This window comes from Polaribacter sejongensis, from assembly GCF_038024065.1.
In the GTDB taxonomy this organism is placed as follows: Bacteria; Bacteroidota; Bacteroidia; order Flavobacteriales; family Flavobacteriaceae; genus Polaribacter; species Polaribacter sejongensis.
The window spans coordinates 2,200,160-2,213,111 of record NZ_CP150667.1; the positions used below are offsets into that span (position 1 = coordinate 2,200,160).

11 protein-coding genes are annotated in these 12,952 nt (G+C 30.1%); 3 read left to right on the forward strand and 8 right to left on the reverse strand.

From position 1 onward, the window contains the following. Positions 1-70 precede the first annotated feature (70 nt). On the reverse strand, positions 71-1,147 hold the full coding sequence (gene prfA, locus WHD08_RS09130) for a peptide chain release factor 1 (protein ID WP_165733714.1): 1,077 nt from the start codon (positions 1,145-1,147) through the stop codon (positions 71-73). A 69-nt stretch (positions 1,148-1,216) separates the two neighbouring features. Between prfA and WHD08_RS09135 the strand changes: the two genes are divergently transcribed. Both WHD08_RS09135 and WHD08_RS09140 read left to right on the forward strand, forming a co-directional pair. After that, the gene (locus WHD08_RS09135; RefSeq protein WP_208891050.1) at positions 1,217-1,648 is read left to right on the forward strand and encodes a hypothetical protein; all 432 of its coding nucleotides are present in this window, start codon (positions 1,217-1,219) and stop codon (positions 1,646-1,648) included. Between the two features lie 415 nt (positions 1,649-2,063). Further along, positions 2,064-3,806 carry an amidohydrolase family protein gene (locus WHD08_RS09140; protein WP_208891049.1) on the forward strand — a complete coding sequence of 581 codons (1,743 nt, stop codon included), beginning with the start codon at positions 2,064-2,066 and terminating at the stop codon, positions 3,804-3,806. Between the two features lie 67 nt (positions 3,807-3,873). On the opposite strand, the gene WHD08_RS09145 is transcribed toward WHD08_RS09140, so the two are convergent. Further along, complete coding sequence (locus WHD08_RS09145; protein ID WP_165733717.1) at positions 3,874-5,790, reverse strand: ABC-F family ATP-binding cassette domain-containing protein; 1,917 nt, start codon at positions 5,788-5,790, stop codon at positions 3,874-3,876. Between the two features lie 45 nt (positions 5,791-5,835). Here WHD08_RS09145 and WHD08_RS09150 point away from each other — a divergent pair, with 45 nt between their 5' ends. After that, positions 5,836-6,255 carry a DUF983 domain-containing protein gene (locus WHD08_RS09150; protein WP_340833823.1) on the forward strand — a complete coding sequence of 140 codons (420 nt, stop codon included), beginning with the start codon at positions 5,836-5,838 and terminating at the stop codon, positions 6,253-6,255. Positions 6,256-6,422: 167 nt separating this feature from the next. On the opposite strand, the gene WHD08_RS09155 is transcribed toward WHD08_RS09150, so the two are convergent. The 6 genes from WHD08_RS09155 to gldK all read right to left on the reverse strand — a co-directional run bounded on the left by WHD08_RS09155 (position 6,423) and on the right by gldK (position 12,905). Continuing rightward, on the reverse strand, positions 6,423-7,106 hold the full coding sequence (locus tag WHD08_RS09155; protein WP_208891048.1) for a hypothetical protein: 684 nt from the start codon (positions 7,104-7,106) through the stop codon (positions 6,423-6,425). Positions 7,107-7,129: 23 nt separating this feature from the next. Then, positions 7,130-8,191 carry an NAD(P)/FAD-dependent oxidoreductase gene (locus WHD08_RS09160; RefSeq protein ID WP_165733720.1) on the reverse strand — a complete coding sequence of 354 codons (1,062 nt, stop codon included), beginning with the start codon at positions 8,189-8,191 and terminating at the stop codon, positions 7,130-7,132. Between the two features lie 206 nt (positions 8,192-8,397). Further along, complete coding sequence (gldN, locus tag WHD08_RS09165; RefSeq protein ID WP_165733721.1) at positions 8,398-9,258, reverse strand: gliding motility protein GldN; 861 nt, start codon at positions 9,256-9,258, stop codon at positions 8,398-8,400. Between the two features lie 17 nt (positions 9,259-9,275). Further along, the gene (gene gldM, locus WHD08_RS09170; protein WP_208891047.1) at positions 9,276-10,802 is read right to left on the reverse strand and encodes a gliding motility protein GldM; all 1,527 of its coding nucleotides are present in this window, start codon (positions 10,800-10,802) and stop codon (positions 9,276-9,278) included. Positions 10,803-10,847: 45 nt separating this feature from the next. Continuing rightward, positions 10,848-11,501 carry a gliding motility protein GldL gene (gldL, locus tag WHD08_RS09175; RefSeq protein ID WP_165733723.1) on the reverse strand — a complete coding sequence of 218 codons (654 nt, stop codon included), beginning with the start codon at positions 11,499-11,501 and terminating at the stop codon, positions 10,848-10,850. 27 nt (positions 11,502-11,528) lie between these two features. Further along, positions 11,529-12,905 carry a gliding motility lipoprotein GldK gene (gene gldK, locus WHD08_RS09180; protein ID WP_165733724.1) on the reverse strand — a complete coding sequence of 459 codons (1,377 nt, stop codon included), beginning with the start codon at positions 12,903-12,905 and terminating at the stop codon, positions 11,529-11,531. Positions 12,906-12,952 lie beyond the last annotated feature (47 nt).

Below are 12,952 nucleotides of genomic sequence, written 5' to 3' on the forward strand. Positions count from 1 at the left end.
CTTTTATTTTTAAACCAAAAAAAAACCTTAAAACAATGTTTTAAGGTTTTACTTATAAATATTAAGAGCACTATATTCCGTCACTTAATCCTTTTAATTTTTGAGTATTTTCAGCTAACATCAATTCATCAATAATTTTCTGAATATCTCCATTTACAATATTTGGAAGATCGTATAAAGACAAACCAATTCTATGGTCTGTAACTCTACCTTGTGCATAGTTATAAGTTCTAATCTTAGCACTTCTATCACCAGAAGAAACCATAGAACCACGTTTTAAAGCGTCTTCTGCATTCTTCTTAGCCAACTCCATATCATACAAACGAGAACGTAACACTTTAAATGCTTTTTCTTTATTTTTATGTTGCGATTTTTGATCCTGACATTGTGCAACCAAACCAGTTGGAATGTGTGTTAAACGCACTGCAGAATACGTAGTATTTACAGATTGCCCACCAGGACCAGAAGAACAGAAGAAATCAATACGAACTTCTTTTGGGTTAATTTCAACATCAAATTCTTCCGCTTCCGGAAAAACCATACAAGTAGCTGCAGAAGTATGCACACGTCCTTGTGTTTCTGTTTGTGGAACTCTTTGTACACGATGCACACCGGCCTCAAACTTTAAAATCCCATAAACATCATTACCAGTAACTTCGAACTGAATTTCTTTAAAACCACCATTGGTACCTTCAGAATAATCTACAGTAGAAACTTTCCAGCCTCTACTTTCACAATATTTTGTGTACATTCTAAATAAATCTCCAGCAAAAATACTTGCTTCATCTCCACCCGCACCTGCACGCAATTCTACAACTGCATTCTTAGAGTCTTCAGGATCTTTTGGTATTAATAAAACTTTTATTTCATCTTCTAATTGAGGAATTCTAATATTGGCTTCTTCGATTTCCATCTTAGCCATTTCATTCATTTCGGCATCAGAACCGTCGGCAAGTATTTCTTTTGCCTCCTCTATATTGTTTGTTAAGGTTTGATATTCATCTCCCTTTTTAACAACATCACCTAAATCTTTATATTCTTTCATCAATTGCGCATAACGCTTTTGATCCATGATGATTTCTGGCTGAATAATTAAATCAGAAACTTCATCATAACGCTGCTTAACAATTCTTAATTTATCTAACATCTTCTGTCTTTTCTTGGATTGCGAATTTACAATTTTTATAATTATATTTGAACAAAGGAAACTATTTTTATGAAATTACTCTTTATAGTATTTTCTTTTTTATTGATCACTTCTTGTCAGAAAGAAAAACCTAGTACGCTTATCCCCAATTTTCTAGTTGGAGATTGGATTCGTGTAAACGAAGAAGAGGGCAATACTACTTATGAATCTTGGAATACAAACCTTAAAGGTTTAGGTTATACTTTAAAAGAAAACGATACTATTTTTAAAGAAAAATTGAGCTTTATTACGGTAAAAGATACATTATTTTTAAAAGTGGAAGGCGTAAATGATACTGCTACTTTATTCAAATTAACACAACAAACGGACTCTTCTTTTGTTTGTGAAAACCCTAAAAATGAATTTCCAAAAACCATACAATACTATTTAGAAAACAAGCAATTAAAAGCTATTGTATCTGCTAATAATTTTAAAATTGAATTTATTTTTGATAAGCTCTAATGCTGATAAAACCTTAGACTCTTTCACTCAACAATAAAACTAGAAATTAGAAACTTCTGCTGCTTTTTAGTTTCTGAATCTTATACTTTCTAAATTTATTACCAAAAGTAAAAAGATGAACTAAATATTCTCTTTTAATAAATAAGTCAACTTTTTCTCTTCTAAATCAAGAAGAAAAATTTGTTGGTTTTGATATTATTTTGGAATTAAAATTCATTTAATCTTATATATCAGAAATATATGATTGTATAAGCTAGCAAATTTAACATTGCTATGTTAATCAAAATAAAAAGAGATAGATGTTCCATAATAAGCAATACTAACTCACCATAAATTTTATTTTAATAAATTGAAATCATAGATTCGCTGATATTTATAAAAATTCAATAAACAAAACCCCAATACCTTGCATAAAATGAAAAATAATTTTTTATTAACATTCACATTTCTAATTTCTTCTTTTTCACTTTTTGCACAAACCTATATCACCAACGTAACAGTAGTTGATGTAGAAAAACAAAAACTAGTATCTAATCAAACTATAGAAATTACCAACAATTTAATTTCTAACATCAGAAAAAGCAATAAGATAAAACTACCTAAAAACGCAACTATTATTGACGGAACTGGTAAGTATATTGCTCCTGGTTTGGTAGATGCACACATTCATTTTTTTCAAAATGGAGGATTATATACACGACCTGATGCTATTGATTTAAGAAAGTATGTTAGTTATACAGAAGAAATTGCTTTGGCAAAATCTGATATGGAAAACAAATTGAAAAGGTATTTAAAAAACGGAATTACAACTTTAATTGATGTTGGAGCTACCTATAATTTCCTTGAACAGCGTAATACATTTACTGATAAAGATTTTGCTCCAGAAATTTTCATAACAGGTCCTTTATTAACAACTTACGAATCTGAAGTTTACAAGAATTTAAAGCATGATGAGCCTTTTACTTTAACAGAAAGTATTGAAGATGGCATTAACGGCGTTAAAGATCAATTAAAATATAAGCCAGACTTTATTAAAATTTGGTATATAGCAGGTAGAGATGGTTTAAGTATAGAAGAAAGTGCTCGTAAAAACTTACCTATCGTAAAAGCTGTTATTGATGAAGCTCATAAAAACGATTTAAAAGTTGCAGTACATGCAACACAAGAAATTACGGCAAAATTAGCTGTAGAAAATGGGGCAGATTTTTTGGTACATAGTGTAAAGGATAAAATTTTATCAAAAGACTTTATACAATTATTAAAGAAAAACAAAACGATTCTTTCTCCTACATTACAAGTCAGCGGAGGATATGGTAAAACATTTGGACAAAGATTACAGTTTAGCAATGATGAATTGTTAACAGCAGATCCTTATCAATTGGGTTCTTTATTAGATTTAAAACATCTTTCTGACACTTTATTGGTAAATAATTATAAAACACGTTTAAATAAACCCAATAGAATTGCCAACTTAAAAAAAGCAGATTCTATTTGTAGTGTAAATCTTAAAACACTTTCTGATGCTGGTGTATTAATTGCAACTGGTACAGATGCTGGTAATATTGGTACTTTACATGTTTCTTCTTATATAAAAGAGCTAGAATTAATGCAAAAAAGTGGCATGAGTAATTGGCAAATACTTGAAGCTTCTACAATAAATGGCGCTAAAATTTTTGATAAAGAGAATGAATTTGGAAGTGTTACCATTGGTAAAAAAGCAAATCTTATTCTTTTAAATAAAAATCCTATAAAAGATATAAAAAACCTAACTGATATACATACTGTTATTAATAAAGGTGTTGTTTTTAATCCGAATGACTTATTAAAAGATACTCCCAGAGATTTAGCACAAAGACAATTAAATGCTTACAATCTTAGAAATATAGAAGCTTTTTTAGAACCTTATGCAGATGATGTAGAAGTGTATACTTTTCCGAATACGTTAAACTATAAAGGAAAAGAAAATATGAGAAAGAGGTATGCAAAAATGTTTGAGAATGTTACCAATTTACATTGCGAATTAACAGAAAGAATTGTAAAAGGTAATGTTGTTATAGATAAAGAAGTTGTACAATTTAATGATATAACAAAAGAAGCAATAGCTATTTATCGTATTGAAAATAATAAAATTAAAAAAGTTTACTTTGTAAGAGAGTAATATTTATAAAAAAACTCCTTTAGATTTTTAAACCTGAAGGAGTTAATAAATATTTATTAAAAGATATTTAAAAATTAGAAACTTCTGCTTCTATTTTCTCCCAGTTTTCCATTACTGAATCTAATTTTGCTTTTTTAGCTTTGTATTTCTCAAAGAAATTTGGTCTTGCAGAAACTTCATCATAATTCTGTGCCAATTCTAAATCTATCTTTGCAATTTCTTTTTCTAAATCTGCAATTTCAGTTTCTACATTAGACAGTTTATTCTTTAACTTCTTTAGTTGCTTTTCTTCATCTCTAGATAATTGATGTGCTTCTTTTTTAGAAGTATCTTTCTCTACTTTAACAACCGTTCTTTTTTCTGCTTCTCTTAAATTCTCTATTTTATGTTGTTCTAAGAAATAGTCAATATCTCCTAAATATTCTTTAATTTCTTTGTCTTTAAAACCATAAACAGTTTCCGTTAAACCTTGTAAAAAATCTCTATCGTGAGATACTACAATTAAGGTTCCATTAAAGTTTCTTAAAGCTTCTTTTAAAACAGTTTTAGAGGCAATGTCTAAGTGATTGGTTGGCTCATCCATTATTAAAACATTAAATGGTTGTAATAATAATTTACACAATGCCAATCTATTTCTTTCCCCTCCAGAAAGTACTTTTGCCTTTTTATCTACAGCATCTCCACCAAATAAGAAAGAACCTAACATATCTCTAACACGAACTCTGTTACCGTCTGTGGCAGCATCTTCCATAATTTCCAATACTGTTTTTTCTGGTGGTAATTCTTCAGATTGATTCTGAGCAAAATAACCAACTTCTACATTATGACCCAGTTTTAAAATTCCCTCAAAAGGAATTTCTCCAACCATCATTTTTGCCAAAGTAGATTTCCCTTGTCCGTTCTGACCAACAAAGGCAATTTTACTGTTTTTCTCAATTAATAAATCTACATCTTCTAAAACATGTTTATCTCCATAACTTTTACAAAGTTTCTCTGCTTCAACAATAATTTTACCAGGTTCTTTAGAGATAGCAAACTTAACATTCATTGCTTGGTTATCATCTTGGTCAACCTCAATTAATTCAACTTTATCAAGTTGTTTCATTAAAGATTGCGCCATTGATGCTTTACTCGCCTTTGCCTTAAACTTATTAATTAAGTGTTGCTTTTGCTTTATTTCTTTCTCTTGATTTTTCTGTGCCTGTAATTGCTTTTCTTTAATTTCTGCTCTTAAAACTAAGAACTCAGAATATGGTTTTTTATAATCGTAAATCTGACCTAAAGAAATCTCTATTGTTCTGTTGGTAACATTATCTAAAAACATTTTATCATGCGATACCAATACAATAGCACCAGAATATCCTTTTAAGAAATTTTCTAACCAAATAATAGATTCAATATCTAAGTGATTCGTTGGCTCATCTAATAACAAAATATCATTATTTTGTAATAATAATTTTGCCAATTCTATACGCATTCTCCAACCTCCAGAAAAAGTATCGGTTTTCTTGTCAAAATCTTCTCTCTGAAAACCTAAACCTTGTAAAATCTTTTCGGTATCACCTTGGTAATTATAACCACCAAGTAATTCATAACGTTCTGTATTATCCGTTAGATCGTGAATTAATTCTGTATAGCCTTCACTTTCGTAATCGGTTCTAGTCGCTAATTGTTCATTAATTTCATCAAGTTTTATCTCAATTTCTTTAATTTCAACAAACGCTTGGTATGCTTCTTCTAAAATAGTTCTTCCTTCAACAAAATCTATATCTTGTCTTAAAAACCCCATTCTAATATCTTTATCAAAAGCCATGGTACCACCACTTGTTTCTATATCTTTAGAAAGCACTTTTAAAAGCGTAGATTTCCCTGCTCCATTTTTTCCGATAAGACCAATTCTATCTCCTTTATTTAATTTGAAAGTTATTCCTGAAAATAAATCAGTTCCCATAAAAGAAACCGATAAGTTGTGTACGTTTAGCATCTAATGTAATAATTGTTACTTAAAAAAAAGTTTAAAACTCTATATTTGCAAAAGTATACAAAATTAAGGTCTATTATGTTGAAAAAGGGTACCAAGTTATATAGTATTTTTAAAGCCAAATGTCCTAGATGTCATGAAGGCGATTTCTTTGCCCATAAATTCACTTTTAATCCCAATAAAGTAACCAAATTACATAACAATTGCCCGAACTGTAATTTAAAATACATGATGGAACCTTCCTTCTTTTACGGAGCTATGTATGTTAATTATGGTTTAACAGTGGCACTTTCTGTTGCTGTATTTGTAATAAGTAGTTTGTTTTTTGGCTTAAGTCTGTTACAATGTTTTGCCGCAATTGTAATCGCATTATTAATTTTAGCACCTTTTAATTTACGCTTATCTAGAATAATATGGATCAATATGTTTATCCATTTTGATAAAAGATTTAAGAAAAAACAATTATAAACGGTTTTTAGACGCTTTAACAGGCACTCGTTACTCACTTTTTGTAAAAACAAAAAGAGCTTAAACAGTTAGCTTGTCTTGAGCTTGTCGAAGGGCTCTATCCTTAGCGCATATTGCAAACTAAGAAGGAACTTATTGAAAAACCTCTAAAAACATACACATAATAATCAATCTTGTAAAGAATTAACAATCTTGTTTTTTAATAAATTATTTAATTTTTCAATATATTCTTTTCGCTCAAGTAATTGAGCTATGTTGGCCTCAAATGTTTTAGTTTTATTTAATTTTGGAAATGATAATTTATTTTTTGCTATTGAATTTGAAATTAAAATATTAAAGTAATTATAAGTTAGGATTATTTTTTGTAAAAAATCAGTTTCAATAATTCTAAAGCCAATTTTTTCGGCGGTTCTCTTATTTATAATATAGCTTGTACCACTAATTTTCATTCTTTTATCCTTCTCATGCTTTTTAAGTAGATGTAAAAGTCCTTCTAAATATTGTTGGATTATAAAATCAGTTCTTTGTTTTCCATTCATTTGATTTTCAATTACGAAATAGTAATCAAATAAAGTTCCACCGTGAATTTTGATTCGGCCATTTTTAGGTTTTTCGATTACAAATAAAGATGAATAATAAATTATTCTACCACTTTTGTTTAAGGATGGCATATCAAAGAATGGAGCAATTATAGATAAAGTAATAGAAAATGTTAAAATTCCAATTACATATATTCTTGAATATATTGATATAATAATTGACAACACAATAACTATAAGAGAACAAATTGCTATCGTAATTAGTATTCTATTTTGCTCTTTTTCATTCTTATTATAAAAACGATGGTTCAACGTATCAGCATGTTTTTTTATTATTACTTTCTTTTATCCTTCAAATGTTTAAAACGAACAATATCTATTTCTTCATCCAAAGATTCATCATTATAAATATGGTTGAATAGATTTTTAGCAACCGTAGGTGCAATCATTACTCCTCGTGTTCCTAATCCATTTAAAACAATTAATTGCGCATAATCTGGATGAATACCAACCAAAGGTCTTCTGCCAGAAACCGTAGGTCTTATTCCTGCAGATTGCGAAACGATGGTGTAAGGAACATTTAGTACTTTCTTTAACTTTTCTACCAATTCTTCTTTTCCTTCTTCAGAAGGATCAGATGTTTTATCTGTCCAATTAAACGTTGCTCCTACTTTATACGTATTGTCACCCAAAGGCATTACAAAAAGTGTGGATTTTAATAAAAAGTCGATATTTAATTCCGGAGCATGAATAGTTAATAGTTCTCCTTTTGCTTCATTTATTGGTAAATAATTAAAATACGGATTTTCTACCACTCCAAAACCTTCACAAAAAACAATTTTAGAAGCTTCAATATCTTTATACATTAAAGAATCTTCTTCGATCTTTAATTCTTCGTGTTTAAATTGTTCAAAACGAATGAAGTTTTCAGATTCTAAATATGCTCTGTAAGCATTTATTAATTTTTCTGTATCTATTCTACCTGTTTCATTTACGTTTCCGAAACTAAAATCAGCTAAAACTCCGTTATAAGAATTAGGATCTAATTTAGGATCTAAATAATCGGTCAACTTTGGCTTATCTAAAGCACCAAACCAATTATTTTGATCTTCTACAGATTTAAAAGATTTCTTAATTACAAATTTTTGGTCTATAGTAATGTTTAGTTTTTCTTCTAACCTTTTATAAAAAGGAAGCGCAACATCTAATTGTTCTTTTGCGTTCCAAACAGGTGTAAAACGTTTTAAAATTACAGGATTGTAAACGCCTCCGGCAACTAATGATGAAGTTTGGGAGTCATCTTCAAAAACAACAAATGATTTTTTTGCTGCAATTAATTCTTCTGCAAAAGCCAAACCTGCTAATCCTAAACCAACTATTATATAATCTACTTTCATGTGATAAAAATACGTGAATTTGCAATAATTATGATATTATTACTGAACTTTATTAAAATGTATAGCCCCGATAGAACGGTATGTTTGAGCTCTTTTTTATTCCGATATAGGATAAAAAAAGCGAGTAGAGATAGCGGGAAATAGCTTCAAAAAAAAACGTCCCAAAGATTTGGAACGTTTTAATATTTTTAAAAAATGGTAGAATTTTAGTAATTCCACATATCCATTTCTCTATTTCTAATACCTTCTTTAATTTTATTAGCTTCTAATAACTGGAATAAAGAATTTCCTCTAACGTAATCTGAAATTGCTCTATCGCCATAAATGTTTTCTTCTCTAACAATGGTACTGCTAAATCGTCTTGCATTTAACATATGGTCAAAAGAAATTGGTTGTGATGCATTTTTTGGATTGAAGACTTTTGCATCGTGTAAAACATCTCTTGCAGATGGATAAAACACCCAAAACAACTCATACAATTCTTCTTCATTCCCACCATCAAGTCCCAAACCTAAAGTCTGTACATCTTTACCCATTGGTGCAATTGCTAACAATCTGTATTTTAATTCTCCTTGACGTTTATCAAAATACCACATTCCCTTCATCATATACCCTTCTACATCCTGAGATTGAAGTCTAATAGTATCACTATATCCATTTGATTCTCTTACACTAGACATTCTAGAATCTATTTCATTCTGAGTAATCTTAGACGTAAAGAAAGAGTCTGAATATACTTCATCTATATTACCTTCTTTGATTCCTTTAATTAAAGTATCAAATAAAGATCTTCTGTTAGAAGAAACATTTGAGTTATCGATAGGAAAATAATAGGGTAAATTTATTTTTTGATTTAGATCTACAAATTCCCAAACTACTTTAGACCATAATACATCTCTATCATCTACATATCCGTAGGCTAAAGGAGCATCGTTATCTGCTGCAATTTGTTGCTCGTTTTTCTTTCCTATTTGATCTACTGTTTTAGCGTTTAATAAACCTATTTGTGCGTTTATTGAACTACTAATCATCAAACCGAAAAATAATACTAAACAATTTTTAAACATATTTTATTTTTTAACTTCTAGTTTGTTAATTCTATACTAACAGGTAATACTTGTTTAAGTTTTACTCCATTAGCAGTTGCCTTAATATCGAAAATGTTAATTTGATCTCCTCTTTTTGCTTTGGCTAATTTTTGTTTTGCTGCAGCATTTAAAGAAGAGCCATTTACAATAATAGTTAATTCTCCTGGTACTTTTATTTTAAAACTCTGAACTCTAATACTTAAATCGAATTCAAAATCTGGTAATCCTGCCGCAATAGGAGCATTAGATAAACCTGATTTAGGCATTCTTACGGTTCCGTATTGACCTCTTACAGATCCCATAGCTGCTGGTATGTCTTTAATTCTAAAGGTAGCTTTAGAGTTTACAGCTTTCCCATTGCTTAACGTTGCACTTACATTAATAACTGCTGAGTTACCTCCACCTGGTTTTAAAATATATTTACCTCTTCCACCAGATAAAGAACCTCCTGATGCAGAAACTCTTAAATTGTTATCGCTAACACCTGGTAATGAAACAGAAATAGGATTGCTTAAACCTCTATAAACTACATTCATTTTATCTGCAGAAACAACAGCATCACCTGGTTGTGGTATTACAGAATACGTACTTTCGAAAGGTACTTCTACCACTTCTCCGTTTTGTGTAAAAGCAATCTGACCTTTAATATCATGACTACCAACATTACCGGCAGGCATGTCTATAATTACTTGACCCGATTGAATGTTTTTATAATCTTTACCATTTAAAGTAACATTATCTGGAATCATAGTAGCATCATAACGACCTAAAACAATTTTTCCTGTAACTTTTTCTCCAGCAAAATAAGCGTTCTTATCTAAAGCAACAATTCCTTTATAGTTGTTTAAAGACAATGCTTCTTCCATTTTACCACCTAATAAATCAGATACAATATCACTTTCTGTGTTTTTAATATCTGCTTGCATTTGAGTTAAACTTGTTAAAGAAGCTACTAAAGGAAATCCTTTGTATCTATAATCTAACCATTTTATGGTTTTACCATCTTTATTTGTAACATCACTTGTAGAAAATCTATTTGCAACAATTGGTGCAAACTTACTGTCTTTTCCTAAAGCACCAGTTACACTTGTTCTATAGCTATTTATTTTATCTAAAAACTCTTGACCTTCTACTGTAAATTTATCACCTTTAAAGAAATGTTCATCTAAAAAAGCGGTTTTATCCATAGATTCATAATCATTCTTATCTTCTATATCAGATGTCATTTTAGCTTTTAACTCCTCTAAATAAGTATAAAAATCTGCAGAATAGCCTTTAATTTTTATTGCTTCTTGATTTAATGTTGCAAATTTCGCAGCTTGTTCTGAAGCTTTAGTTGCTAAATTAGCATACGCTTCATTATTTTTTGCTGTTGTTGAAACATTATTTTCACTTAACTTTTCGTTCATAAAACCAAAAGCAGATAAAACTTCTTTACTCATGTTCATTGCTAACATTGCAATAAATACAAGGTACATTAAGTTTATCATTTTCTGCCTTGCGGACAATTTTCCTCCTGCCATTATAATTAGTTTTTTAAATTAATATTTGTATTTGTTAACTAATTATTATTTAGACATTGCAGAAAGCATATTTCCATAAACTCCGTTTAAAGAAGATAAGTTTTTTGCTAAAGACTCCATTTGATCTTTTAATTTTTCTGTATTTTCTACAACAGCTCCATTTAATGCAGACTGTTTGCTTACATTTTCTACTTGTACTTTGTACAAATTATTTAAAGACTCCATTTGAATAGCAGCCATAGACATTTGTTCGTTGTATTTGTTAGTAGATGAAATAGATTCTGATGCAGCAGATAAACCTTCTGCAGCTCCTTGAAAGTTTTTCATACTAGTACCTAAGCTTGTCATTAATCTAGCATCAATTTTAGCTTCTTGTAATAAAGTATCTAATTTTTGAGATAATAAACCTTGAGCACCAACTTCTTCTTTTTCTTCTTTCACTGCTTTTACAGTAGTAAAACCATCATCTCCTAATTCAGGATATACTTTAGACCAATCAAAATCATCTTCTGGTGTATCAAAAGCTGAAACAGCAAAAACGGCAGCCTCAACTAATAAACCAATCGTTAACATCATACCTCCAGTAATAGGACCTAAACTCATATGCTGAATTTTGAATAATGCTCCAACAATTACAACTGCTGCTCCCATTCCGTAAACGAAATTCATTATTTTTTTGTAAGATTTTGACTGTGCCATAATTTATTTTCTTTTTATTTTTTTTGATTATTTGTTAGTTGTACCAATGTAATTCTGAACGGTTCTAAAACCAATGTAACTTCTTGCAGTATCTGCGTATTCATAATCTCTAGAACTCACTTCTAAAAAGTACGCTACATCTTTCCAAGAACCTCCACGAATTATTTTTCTTTTGTTTTTTCTATCCTCTACATTCGGATTCATTGTAGAAGCCATGTAATAAGAAGATAGGTTGTAAGCGGTGTTTGTCCATTCAGAAACATTACCAGCCATATTATACAAACCGTAATCATTTGCATTAAAAGATTTAGCCTCCATAGTATATAGCGCTCCATCTACAGCATAATCTCCCCTTACCGGTTTAAAGTTTGCTAAGAAACAACCTCTGTCTGAAGTGGTATTACCAGTACCCCAAGGATACGTAGCAAATTCTAATCCTCCTCTTGCAGCATATTCCCATTCTGCCTCTGTTGGTAATCTAAAGTCTGGAACACCAATTGAGTTTTTTCTACTTTTTAAATAATTATTTTTCTTCTTAGTTCTCCAGTTACAAAAAGCAGTTGCTTGCCCCCAGTTTACCCCAACAACAGGATAATCTCCATAAGATTGGTGATAAAAGTAATCTTGGTGCATTGGGTCGTTATAAGAATAACTAAAATCTTTTACCCAAACAGTAGTATCTGGATAAATGTTTAATTTTTCGTGTTTTACAAAGTCTTTTCTATTACCACCTTGTCTTGCAGCATTGTCTCTATCGAACCAAGTGTATTTATATTTTAAGTATTTTACGTTAAAAGTTCTAACACCATCTACAGCTTCATCTCTAGCTACAAATAAAGTATCCATAACCTCTACATAATCAGCATCCGGAAAATCTTCTTTTTCCCAAATAATATCATTTTCCCAGTTTAATGGTCTTACAGAATCTGAATCCAACTCTAAACTCGTGTAGTTTTCATACATGTATTTTTCATAAGCATTAGCTCCTGTAGTATCTTTTAATACAGCAAATGCATAATCATTAATACCTCCAGAAGGAAGTGCACCGTTTGGATCTGGTGTTCCCATCATACTTGCAAATTCTTGTTGATACCCTAATCTAGTTCTTACAACAGAATCTCTAACCCACTGAACAAATTCTTTATATTCGTTATTAGTTATCTCAGTTTCGTCCATGTAATATGGTCTTAAAGTAACTGTTTTAGTAGGTGAATTCATTGTACCGATAAGGTCCTCGTCTTGTTTACCCATTGTAAAAGCACCTCCAGGAATTAACGCCATACCAAATGGTTTTTCTGAAAACCACTTTTTATTCGATTTAACTCCAACCAATTCTCCTCTATCATTAGAGCCACAACTGTAAAAAACTACTATTAAAAGTGCAAATATTGCTGCTTTCTTCATATTTAAAAATGTCTTTACTATAAAGTCCGTAAACCTATTATTTTTTT

Coding starts and splice junctions, on each gene's coding strand:
- gldL (WP_165733723.1), bottom strand. CDS start 11,501: ATGGCACAGTCAAAATCTTACAAAAAAATAATGAATTTCGTTTACGGA.
- gldK (WP_165733724.1), bottom strand. CDS start 12,905: ATGAAGAAAGCAGCAATATTTGCACTTTTAATAGTAGTTTTTTACAGT.
- WHD08_RS09140 (WP_208891049.1), top strand. CDS start 2,064: ATGAAAAATAATTTTTTATTAACATTCACATTTCTAATTTCTTCTTTT.
- WHD08_RS09135 (WP_208891050.1), top strand. CDS start 1,217: ATGAAATTACTCTTTATAGTATTTTCTTTTTTATTGATCACTTCTTGT.
- WHD08_RS09145 (WP_165733717.1), bottom strand. CDS start 5,790: ATGCTAAACGTACACAACTTATCGGTTTCTTTTATGGGAACTGATTTA.
- WHD08_RS09160 (WP_165733720.1), bottom strand. CDS start 8,191: ATGAAAGTAGATTATATAATAGTTGGTTTAGGATTAGCAGGTTTGGCT.
- prfA (WP_165733714.1), bottom strand. CDS start 1,147: ATGTTAGATAAATTAAGAATTGTTAAGCAGCGTTATGATGAAGTTTCT.
- gldM (WP_208891047.1), bottom strand. CDS start 10,802: ATGGCAGGAGGAAAATTGTCCGCAAGGCAGAAAATGATAAACTTAATG.
- gldN (WP_165733721.1), bottom strand. CDS start 9,258: ATGTTTAAAAATTGTTTAGTATTATTTTTCGGTTTGATGATTAGTAGT.